This is a genomic window from Azospirillum sp. UFLA03-27 (genome assembly GCF_059803775.1).
Genome location: NZ_JAUQTX010000040.1, coordinates 13,527 through 35,175, shown reverse-complemented (window position 1 = coordinate 35,175; position 21,649 = coordinate 13,527). Strand labels below are relative to the sequence as shown.

At 69.3% G+C, this 21,649-nt stretch carries 15 protein-coding genes and 1 pseudogene; 6 read left to right on the top strand and 10 right to left on the bottom strand.

The annotated features are described in order from the left end of the window. The 9 genes and pseudogenes from Q4I23_RS08945 to fliF all read right to left on the bottom strand — a co-directional run. Positions 1-496, bottom strand: a pseudogene (locus Q4I23_RS08945) (hypothetical protein); the annotation flags it as partial. A gap of 7 nt (positions 497-503) precedes the next feature. Next, positions 504-1,298, bottom strand: a complete 795-nt coding sequence (locus Q4I23_RS08940) for a MinD/ParA family protein (RefSeq protein WP_014198325.1) — start codon at positions 1,296-1,298, stop codon at positions 504-506. Further along, positions 1,295-2,356 carry a flagellar biosynthesis protein FlhF gene (locus Q4I23_RS08935; RefSeq protein ID WP_498525982.1) on the bottom strand — a complete coding sequence of 354 codons (1,062 nt, stop codon included), beginning with the start codon at positions 2,354-2,356 and terminating at the stop codon, positions 1,295-1,297. Before Q4I23_RS08935 ends, Q4I23_RS08940 begins: the two co-directional genes overlap by 4 nt. 43 nt (positions 2,357-2,399) lie before the next feature. Beyond that, positions 2,400-4,562 (bottom strand): flagellar biosynthesis protein FlhA, encoded by a 2,163-nt coding sequence (gene flhA, locus Q4I23_RS08930; protein ID WP_498525981.1) that lies wholly within the window; start codon positions 4,560-4,562, stop codon positions 2,400-2,402. 35 nt (positions 4,563-4,597) lie between these two features. Further along, the gene (locus Q4I23_RS08925; protein WP_454017066.1) at positions 4,598-6,136 is read right to left on the bottom strand and encodes a sigma-54-dependent transcriptional regulator; all 1,539 of its coding nucleotides are present in this window, start codon (positions 6,134-6,136) and stop codon (positions 4,598-4,600) included. A 1-nt stretch (position 6,137) separates the two neighbouring features. Next, positions 6,138-7,004, bottom strand: coding sequence for a motility protein A (locus Q4I23_RS08920; RefSeq protein WP_498525980.1), 867 nt, complete (start codon positions 7,002-7,004; stop codon positions 6,138-6,140). Further along, the gene (fliN, locus tag Q4I23_RS08915; RefSeq protein ID WP_014198330.1) at positions 7,001-7,330 is read right to left on the bottom strand and encodes a flagellar motor switch protein FliN; all 330 of its coding nucleotides are present in this window, start codon (positions 7,328-7,330) and stop codon (positions 7,001-7,003) included. Before fliN ends, Q4I23_RS08920 begins: the two co-directional genes overlap by 4 nt. A 63-nt stretch (positions 7,331-7,393) precedes the next feature. Next, on the bottom strand, positions 7,394-8,164 hold the full coding sequence (locus Q4I23_RS08910) for a FliH/SctL family protein (protein ID WP_498525979.1): 771 nt from the start codon (positions 8,162-8,164) through the stop codon (positions 7,394-7,396). 4 nt (positions 8,165-8,168) lie between these two features. Then, a complete protein-coding gene (fliF, locus tag Q4I23_RS08905) occupies positions 8,169-9,833 on the bottom strand; it encodes a flagellar basal-body MS-ring/collar protein FliF (RefSeq protein WP_498525978.1) in 1,665 nt (554 codons plus the stop codon). 539 nt (positions 9,834-10,372) lie between these two features. Between fliF and Q4I23_RS08900 the strand changes: the two genes are divergently transcribed. The 4 genes from Q4I23_RS08900 (at position 10,373) to Q4I23_RS08885 (ending at position 19,392) form a co-directional block, all read left to right on the top strand. Next, positions 10,373-10,897 (top strand): helix-turn-helix domain-containing protein, encoded by a 525-nt coding sequence (locus tag Q4I23_RS08900; protein WP_498525977.1) that lies wholly within the window; start codon positions 10,373-10,375, stop codon positions 10,895-10,897. A 493-nt stretch (positions 10,898-11,390) separates the two neighbouring features. Next, complete coding sequence (locus Q4I23_RS08895) at positions 11,391-12,578, top strand: aminotransferase (protein WP_454017061.1); 1,188 nt, start codon at positions 11,391-11,393, stop codon at positions 12,576-12,578. 147 nt (positions 12,579-12,725) lie between these two features. Further along, entirely contained in the window at positions 12,726-14,354 is a 1,629-nt protein-coding gene (locus Q4I23_RS08890; RefSeq protein ID WP_454017060.1) for a sensor histidine kinase, read from the top strand. 187 nt (positions 14,355-14,541) lie between these two features. Further along, complete coding sequence (locus tag Q4I23_RS08885) at positions 14,542-19,392, top strand: alpha-2-macroglobulin family protein (RefSeq protein ID WP_498525976.1); 4,851 nt, start codon at positions 14,542-14,544, stop codon at positions 19,390-19,392. A 119-nt stretch (positions 19,393-19,511) separates the two neighbouring features. Here Q4I23_RS08885 and Q4I23_RS08880 read toward each other — a convergent pair whose 3' ends face one another. Next, complete coding sequence (locus tag Q4I23_RS08880) at positions 19,512-19,694, bottom strand: hypothetical protein (RefSeq protein ID WP_454017057.1); 183 nt, start codon at positions 19,692-19,694, stop codon at positions 19,512-19,514. Positions 19,695-19,990: 296 nt separating this feature from the next. On the opposite strand from Q4I23_RS08880, the gene Q4I23_RS08875 reads away from it, so the two are divergent. Both Q4I23_RS08875 and Q4I23_RS08870 read left to right on the top strand, forming a co-directional pair. Then, the gene (locus Q4I23_RS08875; RefSeq protein ID WP_498525975.1) at positions 19,991-20,488 is read left to right on the top strand and encodes a MerR family transcriptional regulator; all 498 of its coding nucleotides are present in this window, start codon (positions 19,991-19,993) and stop codon (positions 20,486-20,488) included. Further along, positions 20,485-21,648 carry a thiolase family protein gene (locus Q4I23_RS08870; RefSeq protein ID WP_498525974.1) on the top strand — a complete coding sequence of 388 codons (1,164 nt, stop codon included), beginning with the start codon at positions 20,485-20,487 and terminating at the stop codon, positions 21,646-21,648. The genes Q4I23_RS08875 and Q4I23_RS08870 overlap by 4 nt, the downstream gene beginning before the upstream one ends. Position 21,649: the final 1 nt, after the last annotated feature.

The window sequence follows — 21,649 nt, the reverse complement described above, 5'->3', positions numbered from 1 at the left end:
GCGTATAATCGTCGGCAGCGTCAGATGTGTATAAGAGACAGGGGGACGTCGCTCCGGTCTGGCCGGGAACGGCCGGCGCCGGCCCGCCGGAGGTCGGCACACTTGGTGTGGTGGTCGAGGGGGTGCCCTGGGTCAGCACCAGAACCTTCGCCGCGAGGCTCTGTGTGGGGGAGGCCGCGGCGGGGTCGGTCGACGCGGCCTGGGCCTGTTCCAGAAGCACCTGCGCCGGGGTGATCTGGAGCGTCACCGGCTTGTCGGCGGGCAGCGGCGTCGGGGTTTGCACAAGCACCTCGCCGGCCTGGGTGCGCACGCGGGCGAGGCCCTCCGACGTGGTGCCGACGACGGTGCCGGTCAGCACCACCGGGCGGGCGATGTCCTGCAACCGCTCCGGCAGGGCCTTGACCGTGCCCTCGGCGACCGCCACCGGGGCGGGCGCGGGGGTGGCCGCCGGGGCGGCGGGCGCGCCGACGGCCTGGGGAGGAAGGGCGCCCCCCATCCCGGACTTACTGGCCGTTCAGAAGCCGCTGGGCGATGGCCAGCACGTCCCGCGCAGCGTCGGAGCTGGGGGAGCGGGTCAGCAGCGGCGACTGGTTGCGGATGGCGTCGCGCACCTTCAGGTCGCGGCGGATGATGCCGGCCAGCGCGGGCTTGTACTTCAGGAAGTTTTGGCAGGCCTTCAGGATGGTGCCGTAGGTGCGCTCGCCGTCCTTCACGCTCTGCGCCATGTTGACCACGACGCGCAGGTCGGCGGTGGGGTTGGTGGCGTGGGTCAGCTTGATGAAGGCGTAGGCGTCGGTCAGCGAGGTCGGCTCGTCCGTCGTCACCACCAGCGTCGTTCCGGCCGGGCCGGACAGGGTGCGGACCGTGCGGTCGACGCCGGCGCCCATGTCCATGATGACGCAGTCGTAGCGCCGGGCCAGCTCCATAAGGTCGTTGCGCAGGCCCGACAGGCGCTGGCTCGGCAGCTGGGCGAGCGTCCCGGAGCCGGAGCGGCCGGCGATGATGTCGAAGCCGCCCTCGGTGTAGCGCTGGGCCGCGCGGCCGAGCGTCACGTCGCCGTTGATCACCGCGCCGAGATCGTTCTTGGGCTGGAAGCCGAGCTGGATGTCGACGTTGGCGAGGCCGAGGTCGCCGTCGAACAGCAGCGAGTTCTTGCCCATCTTGGTCAGCGCGTGGGCGAGCGTGATCGAGAACCACGTCTTGCCGACGCCGCCCTTTCCACTGGCCACGGCGATGACGTTGGCACCGCGCAGCGGGTGAACGTTCTTGAGGGCGGCCGGAAACACCGGATCGGTCATGGGATGGTCCTCGACGAAGAACGAACGGCTTTGGTCTTGGCAGGGGCCGCCGGCTTGGGCCGGTTGCGCGCCGCCTTGTCCTCGGCGGGCATCATCAGGCGGGCGAAGGCCACCGGGTTCAGCGGTGTCAGCCCTTCGGCCACCTTGGAGGAAACGCTGGCGTTGCAGAAGGCCATGCGTGAACGGTGCGCCGTGCCGAGCAGGCTGCCCAGCCGTCGCGCCATGTCGAGCCGGGTGATCAGCATCCGCCGCACGCCCAGCGCCTTGAAGGATTGGGCGATGTCGGCGGCTTCCATGGCGTCCAGCCCGGCGGGCAGCACGAGGATCGGCTCGGCCACCCCGGCGGACAGCAGGGCCTTGAGGTCGGCCATGTCTTCCCGGTTGTAGGGGTTGCGTCCGGCGGTATCCACCAGGACGACGTCGGCGCCGCGGCTGACCTCGAACGCGCCCGCGAGCGCGTCGGGGTCTTCCACCGTCGCCAGTTTGATTTTCATCAGACGCGTGAAGGCGGCCAACTGTTCCATGCCGCCGGCGCGAACCGTGTCGGTGGTGATCACGCCGACCGAGCGTTTGCGGAACACCGCCTGGGCGGCCAGCTTGGCGACGATCAGCGTCTTGCCGCTGCCCGGCGGGCCGACCAGGATCAGCGGCTTGTTGCCGCCGCGCCGGTCCTGCAGCGGGCTGAAGGTGAACATGGAGTCGAGCGCGGCGCCCAGCGCCAGCGCGGGGTCGTCGGTGTCCAGCCCGGCGGCGGCGTCGATCAGCTGCTCGGCCAGGGCTGCGGGCACGCCGTGGCGGTGCAGCACGTCGGCCACCACCTCGCCCACGTCGATCTCCGGCTCCTCCTCGACCACCATCACGGGGCGGGAGGTCCGGGTCGGCTGGGCCGTGCGGACCTGCGCCATCTGCAGATCGTCGTCCTCCACCGCCGCGGTCACGCGAACGCCGCCGCCGTCCTCTTCGCGCGTGGCGACGATGATGGCATCGTCGCCCAGCGTCTGGCGGACCATGCGCATGGCTTCGGACATGGACTTGGCGTGGAACGACTTCAGCCGCATCGGCTCGCTCCCCGCCCGTCACACTGGTTCGTCATGGCCTGCATCAGATCTGCCCCAGGGTCTTGATCCGCGCCTTGGGGTGGATCTCGTTCTGCGACATCACCACGGTGGCCGGCCGGAACCGCTCGACGATCGAGCGGACGAAGGGACGGATCAGTGGGCTGGTCAACAGGACGGGGGTCTCGCCCATCATGGCGTGTCGCTCGAAGGTTTGGCGGACCGAAGTGATGAATTGCTGAAGCCGGCTCGGCGCCATCGTCAGTTGCCGGTCGTCGCCGTCGCCCACCAGCGATTCCGCGAACGCCTGCTCCCACTCGGGGGACAGGGTGACGAGCGGGATGACTCCCATCTCGTTGATGTTCGCGTCGCAGATCTGCCGCGCCAGGCGCGTGCGCACATGCTCGGTGATCTGCGTGATGCTGCGGGTTTGGCTTGCCGCCTCGGACACGCCCTCCAGAATGGTGGCAAGATCGCGTACCGAAACCCGTTCTGCAAGCAGGTTCTGCAACACCCGTTGCAATCCGCCCACAGTGATCTGCGCCGGCACCACGTCGGCGATCAGCTTCTGGTGCTCCTTGTCCAGCTCGTCCAGCAGCTTCTGCGTCTCGGTGAAGGACAGCAGCTCCGGCATGTTGTCCTTGATGAGTTCGGTCAGGTGCGTGGTGATGACCGTGGACGGGTCGACCACCGTGTAGCCCTTGAACAGCGCCTCCTCGCGGTAGCCCGGTTCGATCCAGATGGCCGGCAGGCCGAAGGTCGGTTCCACCGTCTGCTCGCCGGGCAGGCTCATCGCCTCGCCGCGCGGGTCCATGACCAGCAGCATGTTCGGGCGGATGTCGCCGCGCCCCGCCTCGATCTCCTTGACGCGGATGATGTAGGAATTGGGCGGAAGCTGCAGGTTGTCCTGGATGCGCACCGCCGGCATGACGAAGCCGACCTCGCCGGCGATCTGCCGGCGCAGGCCCTTGATCTGGTCGGTCAGCCGGTGGCTGCCCGCCTGCGGCTGGTTGATCAGCGACAGCAGGCCGTAGCCCAGCTCCAGCCGGATCAGGTCGATGGCCAGCGCCGTGGCGATCGGCTCGTCGGCCACCGGGGCGGCCCCGCCGCCCGGCCCGCCCATGCCCGCGGCCTCCGCGGCGGCGGCCTCCGCCTCCTCAGCCTCCTTCTTTGCGCGCATCTTCGGCAGATACCAGGCGGCGGCCCCGACGGCGGCGATCACCGGCAGGAAGGGCAGCATCGGCATACCCGGCATCAGCGCCAGCAGGGTGATGGCGCCCGCCGACAGGCCGAGCGCGCTGATGTGATTGGTGAGCTGTCCGACCACCGCCTTGTCGGTGGAACCGCCGGTGCCGGCCTTCGACACCAGGAAGCCGGCGGAGATGGAGATGACCAGCGCCGGGATCTGCGAGACGAGTCCGTCGCCGATAGTCAGCTTGGTGAAGGTGTCCAGCGCCTGCAGGATCGGCATGTCGTAGCGCAGGACCGCCAGCGACACGCCGCCGATGATGTTGATGAACATGATCATCAGGCCGGCGACGGCGTCGCCCTTCACGAACTTCGACGCACCGTCCATGGAGCCGAAGAAGGCGCTTTCGTCCTCCAGCTCCTTGCGCTTGGCGCGGGCGGTGGTCTCGTCGATCATGCCGGCCGACAGGTCGGCGTCGATGGCCATCTGCTTGCCGGGCATGGCGTCCAGGGTGAAGCGCGCCGCCACTTCGGCGATGCGGCCCGAACCGGCGGTGATGACCTTGAAGTTCACGATCGTCAAAATCGCGTAGACGATCACGCCGATGATGAAGTCGCCGCCCATGACGAAGCCGGCGAAGGCTTCGATCACATGGCCCGCCGCGGAGGTTCCCTCGTGCCCCTGCGTCAGGATCAGGCGGGTCGACGCCATGTTCAGCGACAGGCGCAGCAGCGTCGTGATGAGCAGGATGGTCGGGTAGGACGACAGCTCCAGCGGTTTCTCGATGAACAGCACCACCATCAGGATCAGGATGGAGATGGTGACGTTCAGCCCGAGCATCATGTCGAGCAGCATCGGCGGCAGCGGCAGGATCAGCCCGACGACGATCAGCATGATGCCGGCCGCCATGATGAGGTCGCCGCGCTTCAGCGCGCCCTTGGCGACGGCCACCATGTCGGTCAGCGCGGACATGTTGCCGCCGCCTGCTCGCGCTCCGGGATTGTGTTCGGTCAGTGCCATGCCGCCGCTCCTCCGCCTTTCCTCCGATCAGCGGATCAATAGGCCGCCCGTTCCTCGCTGCCCGGCGGCGGCACCGGCACGCCCTCCTCGCTGTACTGCTTCAGCTTGTTGCGCAGCGTGCGGATCGAAATGCCCAGGATGTTCGCCGCGTGGGTGCGGTTGCCCAGGCAGTGCGACAGCGTGCCGATGATCAGGTCTCGTTCGACCTCGGCCACCGTGCGCCCGACGAGGCCCTGGACGGCGGGGGCGCCGGACGCCGCTCCGGCGTTGCCATAGGACGACGCTCCGGCGTTGCCGTAGGCCGCGGCCCCCGCGGCGTGGCCCGGAGGCGGGGCGTAGGAGGTCGGGTAGCCGGGAGCCGGCTGCCCATAGCCGCGCGGCGCCTGAGGCACCGTGCCGCCCGGCCCGGCGAAGGGGTTGGCGACCGGCGAGTTGGTCGGGATCGACGCCTGCGCCGAGCCTTCCGGAGCGAGCAGTTGGCTGGTCAGCATGATCGCGTCCGGCCCGACCGTCTCCGACTTGGAGAGGAGGACGGCGCGGTGCATGGTGTTTTCCAGCTCGCGCACGTTGCCGCGCCAGTGGTGGGCGCGCAGCATCAGCAGCGCGTCGTCCGACAGCCGCTTCTCGCCCAGCCCGTTGGCCTGTGCGTATTTCTTCAGGAAATGGTCGGCGATCATCGGAATGTCGGCCGGCCGTTCGCGCAGGGACGGTATGGCGACGCTGAAGACGTTGAGCCGGAAATAGAGGTCCTCGCGGAAGTTGCCGGCGCGGACCTCGTTCTCCAGGTTGCGGTTGGAGGTGGCGACCAGACGGACGTTGACCTTCACCGGCTGGGACGAGCCGATGCGGTCGATCTCCTTTTCCTGGATGGCGCGCAACAGCTTGGCCTGGAGCCGCGGGTGCATCTCCGACAGCTCGTCGAGCAGCAGGGTGCCGCCGTTGGCCTCCTCGAAGCGGCCCAGCCGGCGCGCGACGGCGCCGGTGAAGGCGCCCTTCTCGTGGCCGAACAGCTCCGATTCCAACAGGTTTTCCGGGATGGCCGCGCAGTTCACCGCGACGAAGGGCGCGTCGGAACGGCGGCTCTTGCGGTGGATGTAGCGGGCCATCAGCTCCTTGCCGGTGCCGCTCTCGCCGGTGATCAGGACGGAGGCGTCGCTGGGCGCCACCTGGTCCGCCAGCCGCAGGGTCGCCAGCATGGCCGGGTCCTGGCAGACGATCGCGTGGCTTTCCTCCGCCACCGCTTCCAGCACGGCGGCGATCAGCTCCGCGTCGGGGGGCAGGGGAATGTATTCCTTGGCGCCGGCGCGGATCGCCTTCACCGCCGCCGCCGCGTCGGTGCCGATGCCGCAGGCCACCACGGGAATGGTGATCCGTTCCGCCTTCAGGCTTTCGATGAAGGTCGCGATGTCGAGTTTGACGTCGATCATCACGAGGTCCGCCCCCGCCGCCGCGCGCAGGGCGTTCAGGGCGCCCTCGATGCTGTCGGTGTGGGACACCTTCGCCCCGCGCTGCATGGCGATCTTGCCAGCGGCGGTGATGTACCCTTCCAACGTTCCAACGATCAGCAGACGCATCTTACGCTCCCCTCGGAGAACCCCGGTCGGAGTCCCGGTCGAAGTACTGAATCCGCTTTCCAGGCGGAAGAACGGCGTTCAGGAGCATCTCCAGACGCCGCGGATTTTCCTGACGCGCGATGGATACCGCGCCGATGGTGTAGAGAGTCTTGACGAGCGCGTCCTCCTCCGCCGTCCGCTCCACCTTAGCGGCCAGCGGGGCCAGCGCGACGTTGCCGAGCACCGCCCCGTAGAAGGTGGTCAGCAGGGCCAGCGCCATGGCTGGGCCGATGCTCGACGGGTCGTTCAGGCTGCCCAGCATCTGGACGAGGCCGACCAGCGTGCCGATCAGCCCCATGGCCGGCGCCACCTCCGACGCGCGGCGCAGCACGCCGGCGCTCTTGACCTTGCCGGCGCCCGACGCCTCGACCTCGCCGATCAGCATCCGCTCGATGTCGTCGGGCGGCAGCCCCTCGGCCACCAGAGTGACCGAGCGGTGCAGGAAGGACTCGTGCTTCAGCTCCGGCAGGACGTTGCGCAGCGTCTCCGGCGCGCGCCGCGCCGCCTCGGCGAGCAGGAGCACCTGCCGGGCCACGCCGCGCGGGTCGCTGGTCCGGTGGATCAGCACCGCCCCGGCGTCGCGCCACGCGATGGCCACGTCGGGCAGCGAGAAGGAGGCGGTGGTGACCGCCAGCGTGCCGCCCAGCACGATGATGAGCGACGGCGGGTCGACGAAGGCGCGCAGACTGCCGCCCGACGCCATGGCGACGAAGATGACCACGGCGGCGGCGGCCAGACCGACCAGCGTCGCCATGTCCACCCCGCCGCGCGGACGGGCGGAACGCCCACCCCGGCGGGACGCTTCAGCGCTGTCTCGTGTGAGGCTCATCCGCGGTCCGACTTGATGATTTCGGTCATAGTGATGCCCAGCCGGTCTTCCACGACCACGACCTCGCCGCGGGCGACCAGGCGGTTGTTCACGTAGATGTCGATGGCCTCGCCGACCTTGCGGTCCAGCTCCACCACCGCGCCGCGCCCGAGCTTGAGCAGCTGGCTGACCTGCATGGTCGATTTGCCGAGCACGGCGGAGATCTGGACGGGGATGTCGTAGACCGCTTCCAGATCCTTGGCTGGACCCAGGCCGGTCTCATACTCCGCAATGTCGCTGCGGCCGCCGCCGTCCAACTCGTCGAGGGAGAAGCTGTCCTTGGCCATCGAAGTCTCCAGAAGCCCTTGGAACCTTAAAAAAACCTGTCCGCCGTCCAACCCGCAGGGATGTCAGCCCGGCGGCGCTTCCAGCAGGCCGGCCATCCGCCGTTCGATCTGGGAGAGCAGGCCGGCGGTGTCCCGCTCCACCCCGCCTTCGGCCCACTCGATCCGGCAGCTTCCCGGCGCGAGGCCGGAATCGCCCACCACCATTAGCTTGGCGCCGAAGCCGCGGGCCGCGATCACCTGATCCAGATGCTCGCGCACCGCGTCCACCATGTCGTCGGCGACGCGCACCACCAGGCGCGGCTCGTCGATCAGGTCGGTCAGGCAGGCGCGCACCAGCCCTTCCACCTCCATCAGCCCGCCGCGTCGCGCCAGTTCCGGCATCAGCTTGCGGACGATGGCCAGGGCGATGTGCACGGGCTGGTCGGCCCGCTGGGCGCTGGTGGCGTAATGCTCGTTCAGCAGATGCTGCACGCCGTTGCCGACGGTTTCCAGCGCGTTGGCGATCCGCGCCTGCACCGTCGCCTCGATCTCAACGCGGGCCTGCTCGTAGCCGTCCTTGCGGCCGGCGTTGTTGCCGTCCACGAAGCCCTTGCCGTAGCCCGTCGACTTGCCGGCGGTCTCGCCCTCCGCGAAGCCGGCGGCGCGGGCGGCGGCCAGATCGGCTTCGCCGAACACCGGGGGCGGCGGCTCGGACGGCAGCTCCGGTTCCGGCTCGGGCTCCGGTTCCGGCAGGGGGATGTTGTCGAAATATTCGTCGTCGGCCTGGAACTGGCGACGCGGCGGCGCGTCCACATCGAAGGATTCGTCGAACAGGAATTTGCGGACCGAACTCATCGCGTCAGCTCTCCTGATACAGCCAGTTGCGCAGGATCGACACCGCTTCCTCCGGATGCTTCTCGACGATCTCGCCCACCTTGCGCAGCGAGGAGGCGCGGACGCGGCCTTCGACGCGGTTGATGTCGATCATCTGCTCCAGCTCCTCGTCGGCCTGGGCAGCCTCCAGTGCGAGATCCTGGGCCAGCGCGCCGGTCGGCGCGGCCAGGGCGGCGGGCATGCCGCTCTGGTCGGCCAGCAGGCGGTCCATGTCGTCCTCCTCCTGCTGGTCGGCCTTCTCGAAGGCACGGGTGATCAGCGGGCGGATGACCAGCAGGATGATGAGGACGGCGACGATGCCCAGAACGACCATCTCCGCGATGCGGAACAGGTCGTCCTTGGTCATGCCGAGGAACAGCTCCTCCGGCTTCTGGACGTCGTCTTCCGGCGACCAGAAGCGCATGTTGATGACTTCCAGCGTGTCGCCGCGCACGGCGTCGAGGCCGACGGCGGAACGGACGAGCGCCTTGATGCTCTCCAGCTCCTGCTCCGGCCGCGGCTGGTAGGCCGCCGGGTTGCCGTCCCTGGGCAGGCTGTAGGTGCCGTCGACCAGAACCGCGACCGACAGGCGGCGGACCTGCCCGGATTCGCGGACATGGTTCTTGGTGGTCCGGCTGATCTCGTAGTTGATCGTCTCTTCGCTGCGGTTCTGCTTGTTCTGCGAGATCGGTCCGGCGTTGTTGCCCGACTGCGCGGTCGGCAGGTTCTGGTCCACGGTGACCGGCGACAGCGGGTCGCGGTCATGGCTCTCGTTCGCCTCCGTCACCGTCTGGGTGGAGCGGACGACCTGGCTTTCCGGATCGAAGATCTCGGACTGCGTGGTGATGCGGTCGAAGTCGAGATCGGCCGAAACCTCCGCCCGCACCTTGCCGTAGCCGACGGTGCGGCCCAGCAGATCCTCGATGATGCGGGCGATGCGGCTCTCGTAGGCGACCTTCTTCTCCTCTGCCGAGGCCAGCATGGCGTCCGCGCTGTCGTTGCCGGTCCCGCGGGCGAGCAGGGTGCCCTTGTCGTCGACTATGGAGATGCGGCTGGGATCGAGGTTCGGCACGGAGGCGGCGATCAGGTGCTGGATCGCCTGGATGTTCTCGCGCGACAGCTGGGCGCCGGGGCGCAGCTTTATGAAGATGCTGGCCGTCGCCGGATTCTGCTGACGCGCGAACAGCTCGCGCTTGGGCAGCACCAGATGGACGCGGGCGCTCTGCACCCCGTTCAGCGTCTGCACCGTGCGCGCCATCTCGCCTTCCAGGGCGCGCAGATGGTTGATGTTCTGCATGAAGCTGGTGGCGCCGAAGCCTTCGCCCTTGTCGAACAGCTCGTAGCCGATGGAGCCGCCCGAGGGCAGGCCGGCGGCGGCCATGCGCATGCGCGTCGGCCCGACCTGCTCGGCGGCGACCATGATCTTCGTGCCGGTCTTGTCGACCGTGAAGGGGACCTTCGCCTCCTCCAGCTTCTTGGCGATGGCCGCGGCCTCGGTGGGCTGGAGTTCGGCGTAGAGAAGCTCCATCTCCGGGGTGGAGAGGCGCGTCATCAGATAGACGAAGAATCCGATCAGGAGCAGGCCGACCCCACCGATGGCGGCCAGGCGCGCGGGACCCAGGTTGCGCAAGGTCTGCAGAAGGTTGTTCACGCGCTAGTCCCCGATCGGATGCCCCGGTGGATCTCCGGGAAGTTCTTGATTTCGCAGACGCAAAAAAGGAATTTGCAAAAACCGCGCCGGTCCTTGCCTTAAGCGCGCATGCTGGGCTTTCTTGATGAAGAGAGCGTTAATTCGTGGGCAGAAATTGCCCAGTGCCCGGCAAAATGTGCCTATCGATGCGCGTCGGCAACGCTCTTCTGCCCACCTGCGAGCGAGGAGGAGGGGGGTGATTCGCCGCGAAAGGGCATGTATCAGATTGTTTCTTCTTTGAGCAATTTGAAATTACCTCGAAAGAAGGAATAATGCGCGTGTACATAACCCTTCTATTTCTGTGGTTTGTTGGGACGTAGGTAGTAAATGCCGGAACGGTGGTTGACTTTGCACCGCCGACGTCATAGCTGAGTTGCAATGGTCGCTTGTCCGATACCAAAAAGATCGTGGCACAAGCGCGTCGGAATCTTTCCAACGCAGAACCGAATGTTGCTTCGCGCGACATGGGGCTTTGCCACTTTTTTTGATGGGGGAATGTTGTGAAAAAACGTGGACGTGAGAAGAAGGAAGGCCTCAACGAGGTCGATGTGTTTGTTGGGCAGCGTCTGCGCGAACTGCGCATGCTCGCCGGCCTGAGCCAGAGCGATGTCGCGTCGGCTCTGGGCCTGACGTTCCAGCAGCTTCAGAAGTACGAGCGCGGCTTCAACCGGGTCTCGGCCAGCCGTCTGTTCAAGCTGGCTCAGTTCTTCCGGGTGCCGGTCTCCGTCTTCTTCGAGGGGCTGGAGGAACGCCACGCTGCCCAGGAGGCGGGGGTCGCCAACCCGCAGGCGGAGGAATCGGAAGGCACTCTGCGGTCCCGCGAGGCGCTGATGCTCGCCCGTTACTTCCAGAACATCCGCGACCCGCAGATCCGCGGGGCGATCCGCGAACTGGCGGAGCGCTGCGCCGACCAGGCCGACGGTGCCGGCGGCCCGGCGCTCGACGAGGATGCGGAGTCGATCGACCCGACCGCCGTCCGTGGACGCCGCGGGCGCAACGCCGGCCACAGCGTCGGTCAGGCGTGAGGAGCGGGCGGCGTCGCCGTTGGGGCCCGGCCCCATGCGGTTCACCCGCCCGGTTTCGTGGGTAGGCCCGGCCCCGGTGTCTCCGCTGGGCCGCGTCGGTTCGCGCCGCCCTGCCGCCTTGGCCCCCCCGTGAGGCGGTCGGGCGCGCGCGTTTGCTCCTATTGGGTTCGCGTCGACCGTCGATGACGGAGCCCGACACGAGCGGGCAGGAATTTTGTCGACGCTCGCTGTGTCCGGCTGGTTCCGCCACGTCCCCCGCCGCCGCATGCTCTTGAAACAGGAGGCCGCGCACAGCGCCTCGGTCGGGAAACCCCGCCGAGGCGCTGGACGAACGGCTGCAATCCGTCGATAAGGCAAGCCGGAACAAGGCTGGTGCGACGACCGCTGAATTCCGTCCGTTCGATCCGCGATCCGAGACGGGCGGCGCTCTCCCGATCTGGCCGGTTACCGATCAGCCACCACGGAACTCACCCAACCACACCGACGGTGTTCGATGCAAAATTCCGGAGAATCGAAGACAGGCTTCCTTGGTCGGCGGGAGCTTGACCTCCCGGTCACGATCTTCGAGGTGATGTCCCGCCTGTCGGACGAGCACAAGGCGATCAATCTCGGCCAGGGCTTTCCCGATGAGCGCGGTCCCGCCGACGTGCTGGACGTGGCGGCCAAGGCCATCCTCGAAGGGTGGAACCAGTACCCGCCGATGATGGGCACGCCGGACCTGCGGCAGGCGCTGGCCGCCCACGGCCGGCGGTTCTACGGGCTGGACATCGATTGGAAGACCGAGGTGCTGGTGACCTCCGGCGCCACCGAGGCGCTCACCGCCAGCCTGCTCGGTCTCATCGAGCCGGGTGACGAGGTTGTGCTGTTCCAGCCCATGTACGACAGCTACCTGCCGATCGTCCGGCTGGCCGGCGGCGTGCCGCGCTTCGTCAGCCTGAAGGCCCCGGACTGGAGCTTCACACGGGCGGACCTGGAAGCGGCCTTCTCGCCGAAGACCAAGCTGGTTCTCATCAACGACCCGTTGAATCCCGCGGCCAAGGTTTTCAGCCGCGCCGAACTGGAGCTGCTCGCGGAGTTCGTCCAGCGCTTCGACGCCTTCGCCGTCTGCGACGAGGTGTACGAGCACATCGTCTTCGACGGGCGTCAGCACATTCCTCTGATGACGCTGCCCGGCATGCGCGACCGCTGCCTGAAGATCGGCTCCGCGGGCAAGACCTTCTCGCTGACCGGCTGGAAGGTCGGCTACGTCACCGGCGCGCCGCACCTGCTCCAGCCCGTCGCCAAGGCGCACCAGTACATTACCTTCACCACGCCGCCCAACCTTCAGACGGCGGTCGCCTATGGGCTGGGCAAGGGCGACGCCTATTTCGCCGGGTTGTCCAGCGGGCTCCAGGCCAAGCGCGACCGGCTGGCCGACGGGCTGCGCGCCGTGGGGTTCGAGGTGCTGCCGTCCGCCGGCACCTATTTCGTGGTCGCCGACGTGTCGCCCTTCGGTTTCGACGGCAACGACGAGGCCTTCTGCCGCCGTCTGACCGCCGAGGCCGGGGTGACGGCCATCCCCGTCGGAGCCTTCTTCGTCCAGGACGCGCCGCGAAGCTTCATCCGCTTCTGCTTCTCCAAGAGGGACGAAATCCTCGACGGCGCGGTTGAGCGGTTGAGGGCGTATTTCACGCGTAAATGACATGAAGACCTCTGCCGTCAACGCTGGATGGAGAGGCTTGCCGGAGACTTCGGTGGCGTGATACCCCTTGTCCTCTAGGGTCGATACCGGGCCGGAACGGATCAACGTCCGGACCCGGCCCGGTGGGCCGCCTGTGGAAAGACCGGGATGCGTCTGCCGATCTCGTTCCGCTGGTGCGTGTTCGCCATCGCCGCCGTTGCGATCACGGTGGTCTGGGGAGCCTACGCGCAGGTGGCCCGCGAACTGCTGGACGGCCAGACGCGGGAAGCGGTGGCGAAGGCCGAGATCATGGTCCGGGCCTTCGCCAAGAGCACCCACCGCGCGGTGCACGAGGTGGACATCACGTTGCGCTCCCTGGCGCTGGAGTTCGGGGAGAACGGCCTGCCCGGCATCCGCAACTTCCTCGACCAGACGCTCTACGATCCGACGCTGATCCATCACTTCACCGTGCTCGACGCCGACGGGACCGTGCTGTTGCGCAGCGAAGGTCCGGGCGGGCGGGCGAACGAGCGGGACGAGGCGGCCTTCGCCTTCCATCAGGGCACCGGGCGCGACCTGATGCACATTGGAACGCCCTTTCCCGGAACGACCGGCGGCGGTCCCCTGCTGCGCCTCAGCCGGCGGTTGACCGACGGGGATGGCGGCTTTGCGGGCATCGTGATCGCCAACATCGATCCCGACATCCTGGCGGAGTTCTACCAGCAGGCCAATCTGGGGCCGCAGGGGGCGGTGACCTTGATCGGGATGGACAAGGTGATCCGCGCCCGCGGCGCCTCGCGCGGTGTCGAGGCGGTCGGCCTCGCCATCCCCCAGTCCCGCCTGTGGGGGGAACTGGGCCGGTCGCTCGCCGGCGTCTACTGGCAGGAGTCGCAGACCGACGGCGTCCTGCGCGCCTTCGCCTATCGCGTGGTTGAGAGCTATCCGCTGGTCGCCACCGTCGGCGTCGCGCAGGTGGATATCGAGGCGGGGGTGGCAGACCTGCGCAACACGCTGTTCCTGCTGGCGGCGATCCTGACCGCGTCCATCCTGCTGGTGACGCTGTTCCTTCTTGTGCAGCACCGCACCGCGGAGCGGTTGCGCGCCGCGCTGGCGCTGAACCGCAACTTCCTGGCCCGCGTCAGCCATGAGCTGCGCACGCCGCTGAACGCCATCCTCGGCTTCTCGGAGATCATCCGCGATCAGATGCTGGGGCCGCAGGCCGGCGGGCGTTACGCCGACTACGCCCACGACATTCATGAATCGGGGCGGCACCTGCTGGGGCTGATCAACGACATCATGGATCTGTCGCGGCTCCAGGCGGGGACGTTGCCCCTGCATCGGGAGGATCTCGACGTCGCTCCGGTCGTCGAGTGGGCGTTCCGCATGGTGGCGCCGCAGGCCGACGCCAAGGCCATCCGCGTGGACATGCATGTCGAGCCGGGACACCACAGCGTCTCGGCGGACGAGCGCGCCCTGAAGCAGATGCTCCTGAACCTGCTGACCAACGCCGTCACCTTCACGCCGGAGGGCGGGCGCATCCTGGTGACGGTCGGCGGCGGAGCGGACGGCGGATGCCGCGTGCGGGTGACGGACAACGGCATCGGCATGACCCCGGAACAACTCCACCAAGCCGCGGAACCCTTCGGGCAACCCGCGGTGCATGTGGCGTTGCCGGGGCAGGGCGGCGGGCTGGGGCTGCCCATCGTCAAGTCCCTGATGGAGGCCCATGGCGGTCGCCTGCGCATCGACAGCCGGCCCGGCGAGGGCAGCCAGTTCACGCTGGAATTCGCCGCCTGATCCCCGTCCTATCCACGACCAAATCCACCTTGCGGGATTTTCCGGGCGGGGCCGCAAAGCCGTGGCGAAACCATGGGCGCTTCGGCATACTCCGCGCCGGTTTGCCGAAAACAATGTTTTCGCAGGCCCCAAGTTTTCGCATAGGCCCGCGCGCGCCGCGCCGGGCGGCTGGTCCAGGGAAGATCGAATGTTGCGTGCAGTGGCGCGTGTCTGTGCCGTCCTCGTCGCGTCCTCAACCCCCGTCATCGCCGCCGACGCGCCGCCCGAGCCGGTGCCCTTCGGCGTGTCCTCCGCCGAGGTGGTGGCGGAGCGCGACGTGCCGCAGGCCTGCTTCACCTTCACCGACCGGCTGGAGAAGTCGCGCGCGGTGAACTACCGCGACTATGTGGAGGTGACGCCTGCTGGGGGCGGGGCGGCCTTCGACGGGACCGCCGTCGCCCGCGACCGCACGCTCTGCGTCGAGGGGCTGAAGCACGGGCAGAGCTACCGCATCACCCTGCGCGACGGCTTGCCGGGCAGCGACGGGAAGCGCCTGCCCAACCCCGACGCGCGCGACATCGAGGTGCCGAACCGCAAGCCGGCGCTGGCCTTCCGCGGGGCGGGCTACATCCTGCCGCGCATCGGCGCCGACGGGCTGCCGCTGCGCTCCATCAACCTCGACCGGGCGAAGCTCCAGGTGCTGCGGATCAACGACCGCAGTCTGGTCGAGAAGATCTATTTCGGCCGCATCGGCCAGCAGATGTCCGACCACGAGGTCGGCGAGATCCTCGACCGCTCCGGCCAGGAGGTGTGGCGCGGGGAGATGGCGATCAGCAACAGCCGCAACCAGGCGGTGGTGACGCCCTTTCCGATCGACGCCGTGCTGGGCCGGCTGGAGCCCGGCGTCTACATCGCCGTGGCCAGCACTGAGGACATCAAGCCCGGCGGCTGGGACCACAAGGCGACCCAGTGGTTCGTCGTCTCCGACCTCGGCCTGAACGCCATCACCGGCGAGGACGCGCTGGTCGTCTTCGCCCGCTCCGTGAAGGGGGCGACCCCGGAGGCCGGCGTCGAGCTGCGCCTGCTCGCCCGCAACAACGAGGAGCTTGGCAAGGCGCTGACCGGCGCGGACGGGCTGGCGCGCTTCGACCTCGCTGCCCTGCGCGCCGCCGGACGGGAACCGGTGCAGGCGCTGTTCGCCTACCGCGGGGCGGGGGACTTTGGCTTCCTCGACCTCGTGACACCGACGCTGGCCAACGCGCCTCCGGCGGGCGGGGCGCCGAACGCGGCGCCGGGCGGTGTCGCGGCGGCGGTCCCGGCGCGCCCGGTCCCCGGCCAGCCCGACGCCTTCCTCTACACCGAGCGCGGCATTTACCGCCCCGGCGAGACGGTGCATCTGGCGATGCTGCTGCGCGACGCCGACGCCAAGCCGGTCACCGGCCGTCCCGTCACGCTGAAGATCCAGCGCCCGGACGGCTTCGAGGTGGACCGCCGTCCGCTCGCCGAATCCGGCGGCGGCAGCTTCGCCGCCCGCGTCGAGATCCCGGCCAACGCCATGACCGGCACCTGGGCCGTCACCGCCCACGGCGAGCCGGAGGCGGGGAGCCAGCCGAACACGATGGGTCCGGTGCTGGGCCGCGCCGAATTCCTGGTCGAGGACTTCGTGCCGCCGCGCCTTGAGGTCGCCCTGGCCGCCGAGGCGGCGGAGCTTCCGGCGGATGGCAAGACGACCCTGACCATCGACGGGCATTTCCTCTACGGCGCCCCGGCGGCGGGCCTGCCGGGCGAGCTGGCGGTGACGCTGCGCGCCGCGGCGAATCCCTACCCGAACCTGCCCGGCTACCGCTTCGGCCTCACGCAGGAGGAGGTGAAGCCGCTGCGCAGCGACCTGCCGGGTTTCACGACCAACCGCAACGGGCAGGCCAAGGCCGATCTCGCGCTGCCCAAGGCGCCGGAGAGCACCAAGCCGCTGGAGGCGGTGGTCCGCGCCACCCTCCTGGACATCGGGGGCCGCTCGGTCAGCCGCGATCTGGTCCTGCCGGTGCGCCACCAGCCCTTCGCCGTCGGCATCCGCCCGCGCTTCGAGGGTGATGGGGTGCCGGAAGGCGCCACTGCCGGCTTCGACGTGGTGGCGGTCGGACCGGACGGCCAGCCGATGGACAAGGAGGACCTCTCCTACGAGCTGTTCGAGGAGGAGTACGACTACGCGTGGTTCGAGGCGAACGGGCGCTGGGACTACAAGGTCACGGTGCGCGACCAGCGGGTGACCGGCGGCACGCTCGCCGCCCAGGCGGCCAAGCCGGCTTCCGTGGAGGCCCCGGTGACCGCCGGGCGCTACCGGCTGGAGGTGTTCGACCCCAAGACGGGCGTGGCGAGCAGCCTGCGCTTCGCCGCCGGCTGGTGGATGACCCCGACCGCCGGCGAGCGTCCCGATCAGGTGGACGTGACCGTCATGCTGCCCGCCTACAAGGGCGGCGAGACCGCCTGGGTCTACGTCAAGCCGCCCTACGACAGCGAGGTGCTGATCACCGTCGCCGACCGCAAGATCCGGCAAGCTTCGACCCGCCGCATCGGGCCGGAGGGGGCGTTCCTGGAAATCCCCGTCGATCCGACCTGGACCGGTGGCGTCTATGTGCTGGCGACCGCCTTCGGCGCGCCGGACGCGGCGGGCGGCCCGTCGAAGGGCGTGGCGCGCCGCGCCGTCGGCCTGTCCTGGCTGGCGGTGGACGGGGACGAGCGGGCGCTGGACGTGCGCGTCGCCGCCCCGGCGCAGACCGAGCCCCGCCGCTCCGTCACCGCCGAGGTGGTGGTGGAGGGAGCACCGGAAGGCCAGCCGGCCTATGTGACGGTCGCCGCGGTGGATGACGCCGTGCTCCAGCTCACCGACCAGCATTCGCCGAACCCGATCGACCATTATCTGGGCAAGCGCCGCCTGGGCGTGGAGCTGCGCGATTCCTTCGGGCGGCTGATTGATCCGGCGGTCCTGGACGCCACCCGCACGCGCCCCGGCGCCGCTCCGCGGCTGCGTCAGGTCGGCGTCACCGTTCCGCAGAAGTCGGAGCGCGTCGTCTCCCTGTTCTCCGGCGTGCTGACCGTGGGGCCGGAGGGCAAGGTGGCGGTGCCGCTGGACGTCCCCGATTTCCAGGGCCGGCTGCGCCTGATGGCCGTGGCCTGGAGCGGGGACAAGCTCGGCCGTTCCGAATCCTCCATGCTGGTCGCCGATCCGGTGCTGGCCGACCTGGGCCTGCCGCGCTTCCTGGCGCCGGGGGACCGGGCGGTGGTCCCGGTGACGCTCGACAACGTCGGGGGGCCTGCGGGCGCCTACACCATCTCCCTGATCGCCAGCGGCGCCGTGTCGCTGAGCGAAGGCAACATCGCCGTGCCCGAATTGGGCAAGGGCAAGCGGGCCGCCGCCGGGCGGGTGCTGACCGCCAACGGCGTCGGCACAGGGCACGTCGCGCTGGACGTGACCGGGCCGGACGGCTTGCGCATCACGCGCCAGTGGGAAATCCCGGTGCGCCCGGCCTCGCCGCTGGTCACCCGCCGCACCGCCTCCATGCTGGCCCCGGAGCGCAGCGTCGAACTGCCCCCCGACCTGCTGAACGGCCTGCGGCCGGAGACCGCGACGGCGGCCCTGTCGCTCGGCAACCTGCCCGAGCTCGACATTCCCGGCCTGCTGACCGCGCTGGAGCGCGGCGGCCCCGGCGGGCTGGAGATGACGGCCAGCCGAGCGCTGCCCCTGCTGTCGCTGGGCGACGTGGCGGTGGCGCTGGGCGTCGCCTCGGACGAGCGGGTGAAGGCGCGGGTGCAGCGGTCGGTGGACCGGGTGCTGACCTTCCAGCGGATGGACGGCGCCTTCGCCGCTTGGTCGCCGAAAGGGGAGGCCGATTCCTGGCTGACCGCCTACGCGCTGGACTTCCTGGGCCGCGCCAAGGCCGCCGGCTACCGCGTGCCGGAGGGGCCCTATCGCAAGGGGCTGGACGGGCTGCGCGGCGCGCTCGACAACGCCTGGGTGGAGGCCGACGAGCAGCCGGCCCGCGCCTACGCGCTCTATGTGCTGGCCCGCGCCAAGATGATCGACGCCGGTGCCGTCCGCTACTTCCAGGAGACCTTCTGGGACAAGCTGCAGACCGACTTCGCCCGCGCCCAGGTCGCCACGGCCATCGCCGCGCTGGGCGACAAGGACCGCGCGGCGGAAGCCTTCGGCCGGCTGTCCGGCGCCCGCGTCGTGTCGGCCAGCCTGCGCGATTACGGCTCGTCGCTGCGCGACGAGGCCGGCGTGGTGGCGCTGATGGGCGAGAGCGGCGTGGTCGAACGGGATCGCCTGACCCAGGCAACCGAGCGCCTGTCCAAGACCTACGCCGCCGTCCGCACCACCGGCGTGCAGGAGCAGGCATGGCTTCTCCAGGCGGCCAAGGCGCTGATCGACCGTGCGCCGTCGATGAAGATCGCCCAGAAGGACCAGCAAGGGGCCGATCAGGTCACCGAGGGGGCGAAGCCGCTGTTCCAGCGCGTCGACCCGGCGGCCCCTCCGGCCATCCGCAACGCCGGGGGCGAGCCGCTGCGCCAGATCCTCTCGGTGTCCGGCATCGCCGATGCGGCGCCGGGCGCGGAGGAGCAGGGCATGACCGTCACCCGCAGCCTGTTTGATATGACCGGCCGCCCCGCCGATCCGGGCGCCGTCCGTCCGAACGACCGGCTGGTGGTGATCCTGGAGGGCAGCGCCTCCGATCCGATGGACCGGCAGGTTCTGGTGTCCGATCCGCTGCCCGCCGGCTTCGAGATCGAGGCCGCCCGCTTCGCCGGGGGCGGGGCGCCGCTGGGGGACCTGTCCTGGCTGGGCGAGCTGACCGCGCCGCGCGCCGTCGATTACCGCGACGACCGCTTCGTCGCCGCGCTCGACATGACGAAGCAGGCGCCGCGTTTCCGGCTGGTCTATCTGGTGCGCGCGGTGACGCCCGGCGACTACGCCCAACCCGGTGCGATGGTGGAAGACCTCTACCGCCCGCACCAGTCGGCCCGCACCGCCGTGTCGCGCCTGCGCGTCCTGCCGGAGTAGGCGGCCCAAACGGAAAAGCCCCATCGTCCGTCGTGCGCGGGCGGTGGGGCTTTTGCTTTTCCCGAACCGGCTTTTCTCAGACGGGCCTTTCCGAGCTGGCTTTTCCGGTTCGGCCGGTCTCAGACGATCTTTTTGTGCTCGTCCTCGCGGTGGCGGGAGATGATCATCATGATGACCACCACGACCGCGAAGAAGGCGGTCAGCGCCACGTAGAACAGCAACGCGACCCCGACCGTCAAAGTGCCGATCAGCACCATGGCGAGTATCCAAACGCCCAGCGATACGATGGCGCGCGACGACATCGGCTGTCCCAACCCTGCTTGCCGTTACTCCGGTTTGTCCTGCCCTGTAACCGGCCGTTGCGCCCGGCCATTCCTGGCCCGGGTTCGCCGGCGGCTTTTTTGTTGAGTGATCCGAGCCTGCCATAGCTGGGCAGGCTCATCGCCCGTGGCATGCTGTCACAGCGCGCCCGCGCCGCACCCCGGATGGACAGCAGGAGGGCGCCCGAATGGGAGCGGGCAGCCCGCTTGACAGCGCATGGCAGGCACCTTACCTTTACGTAAACGTCAACCCGTGACGATCAAGGGAAGGGTGGGGAATGTCGCAACCCGCAAGGTTGATGGGGCTGGGCACGCGCGCCGACGTCGGGCTGGATATCGGGCTGGACCCCGGCGCGGACGGTGCCGGGCGCTCCTTCGCCATCGGTGAACTGGCCGACGAATTCGGGCTGACCCACCGCACCATCCGCCATTACGAGGACGAAGGGCTGCTGGCGCCGCAGCGCGACGGCACCGCCCGTGTCTACGGCCACCGCGACCGCGCGCGCCTCGCGCTGATCTGCCGGGGCAAGCGGCTGGGCTTCAGCCTCGCCGAGATCAAGGAATTCCTCACCCTCTACGACGCGGACGAGATCCAGAAGGAGCAGATGCGCTTCATGCAGCGCATCGCCCGCCGCCGCATCGCCGACCTGGAACGGCAGCTTCAGGACGTCCAGCAGACGCTGGGCGAGCTGCGCATCATCGACATCCAGATCTCCGACCATTTCCGCAAGAACGGAATCACGGAGACGCACACCCCGGAGGACTCGCAACCATGACCTCGGCGCCTTTGACCACGCCCGCCAATCCGGTCGTCATCGCCGGCTACGCCCGTTCCCCCTTCGCCTTCGCCAACAAGGGCGAGCTGGCGAAGGTCCGCCCCGATGACCTGCTGGCCCATGTCGCCGCGGCGCTGGTCGAGCGCACGGGCGTCAACCCGCAGGACATCGAGGATGTGGTCGTCGGCTGCGCCTTTCCCGAGGGCGAGCAGGGCATGAACATCGCCCGCACCGTGTCCTTCCTGGCGAAGCTGCCGCTGACCGCCGGGGCCACCACGATCAACCGCTACTGCGGCTCCTCCATGCAGGCGATCCACCAGGCGGCGGGCGCCATCCAGATGGGGGCGGGCGAGGTCTTCCTGTGCGGCGGCATCGAGTCGATGAGCCGCGTCCCGATGATGGGCTACAACCCGCTGCCCCATCCGGGCCTGAAGGACCAGTATCCGGAAGCCTACTGCTCGATGGGCGTCACGGCGGAGAACGTGGCCCGCCGCTATGAGATCTCCCGCGCCGACCAGGAGGCGATGGCTGCCGAGTCCCATGCCAAGGCCGCCGCGGCCCAGCAGGCCGGGCGCCTCGCCGAGGAGATCGTCGCCATCCAGACCGCCACCGGCCTCGTGGAGCGCGACGGCTGCATCCGCCCCGGCACCAGCGGCGAGACGCTGAGCGGCCTGAAGCCCGCCTTCCTGGCCGACGGCTCGGTCACCGCTGGCACCTCCTCCCCGCTGACGGACGGCGCCTCGGCGGTGCTGGTGACGACGGAGGCTTACGCCAAGGCCAACGGCCTGCCGATCCTCGCCCGCATCCGCTCGGTCGCGGTGGCCGGCTGCGCGCCGGAGGTGATGGGCCTCGGCCCGGTCCCGGCGGCGCAGAAGGCGCTGGCGCGCGCCGGCCTGTCCATCCGCGACATCGACGTGATCGAGCTGAACGAGGCATTCGCCGCCCAGGCCATCGCCTGCATGCACGACCTCGACATCGACCCGGCCAAGGTAAACCTCGACGGCGGCGCCATCGCGCTCGGCCACCCGCTCGGCGCCACTGGCGCCCGCATCACCGGCAAGGCCGCGGCTCTGCTGAAGCGCGAGGGCAAGCAGTTCGCCCTCGCCACCCAGTGCATCGGCGGCGGCCAAGGCATCGCCACGGTCCTGGAAGCGGTCTGAC

Coding starts and splice junctions, on each gene's coding strand:
- Q4I23_RS08940 (WP_014198325.1), bottom strand. CDS start 1,298: ATGACCGATCCGGTGTTTCCGGCCGCCCTCAAGAACGTTCACCCGCTG.
- Q4I23_RS08935 (WP_498525982.1), bottom strand. CDS start 2,356: ATGCGGCTGAAGTCGTTCCACGCCAAGTCCATGTCCGAAGCCATGCGC.
- flhA (WP_498525981.1), bottom strand. CDS start 4,562: ATGGCACTGACCGAACACAATCCCGGAGCGCGAGCAGGCGGCGGCAAC.
- Q4I23_RS08925 (WP_454017066.1), bottom strand. CDS start 6,136: ATGCGTCTGCTGATCGTTGGAACGTTGGAAGGGTACATCACCGCCGCT.
- Q4I23_RS08920 (WP_498525980.1), bottom strand. CDS start 7,004: ATGAGCCTCACACGAGACAGCGCTGAAGCGTCCCGCCGGGGTGGGCGT.
- fliN (WP_014198330.1), bottom strand. CDS start 7,330: ATGGCCAAGGACAGCTTCTCCCTCGACGAGTTGGACGGCGGCGGCCGC.
- Q4I23_RS08910 (WP_498525979.1), bottom strand. CDS start 8,164: ATGAGTTCGGTCCGCAAATTCCTGTTCGACGAATCCTTCGATGTGGAC.
- Q4I23_RS08895 (WP_454017061.1), top strand. CDS start 11,391: ATGCAAAATTCCGGAGAATCGAAGACAGGCTTCCTTGGTCGGCGGGAG.
- Q4I23_RS08890 (WP_454017060.1), top strand. CDS start 12,726: ATGCGTCTGCCGATCTCGTTCCGCTGGTGCGTGTTCGCCATCGCCGCC.
- Q4I23_RS08885 (WP_498525976.1), top strand. CDS start 14,542: ATGTTGCGTGCAGTGGCGCGTGTCTGTGCCGTCCTCGTCGCGTCCTCA.
- Q4I23_RS08880 (WP_454017057.1), bottom strand. CDS start 19,694: ATGTCGTCGCGCGCCATCGTATCGCTGGGCGTTTGGATACTCGCCATG.
- Q4I23_RS08875 (WP_498525975.1), top strand. CDS start 19,991: ATGTCGCAACCCGCAAGGTTGATGGGGCTGGGCACGCGCGCCGACGTC.
- Q4I23_RS08870 (WP_498525974.1), top strand. CDS start 20,485: ATGACCTCGGCGCCTTTGACCACGCCCGCCAATCCGGTCGTCATCGCC.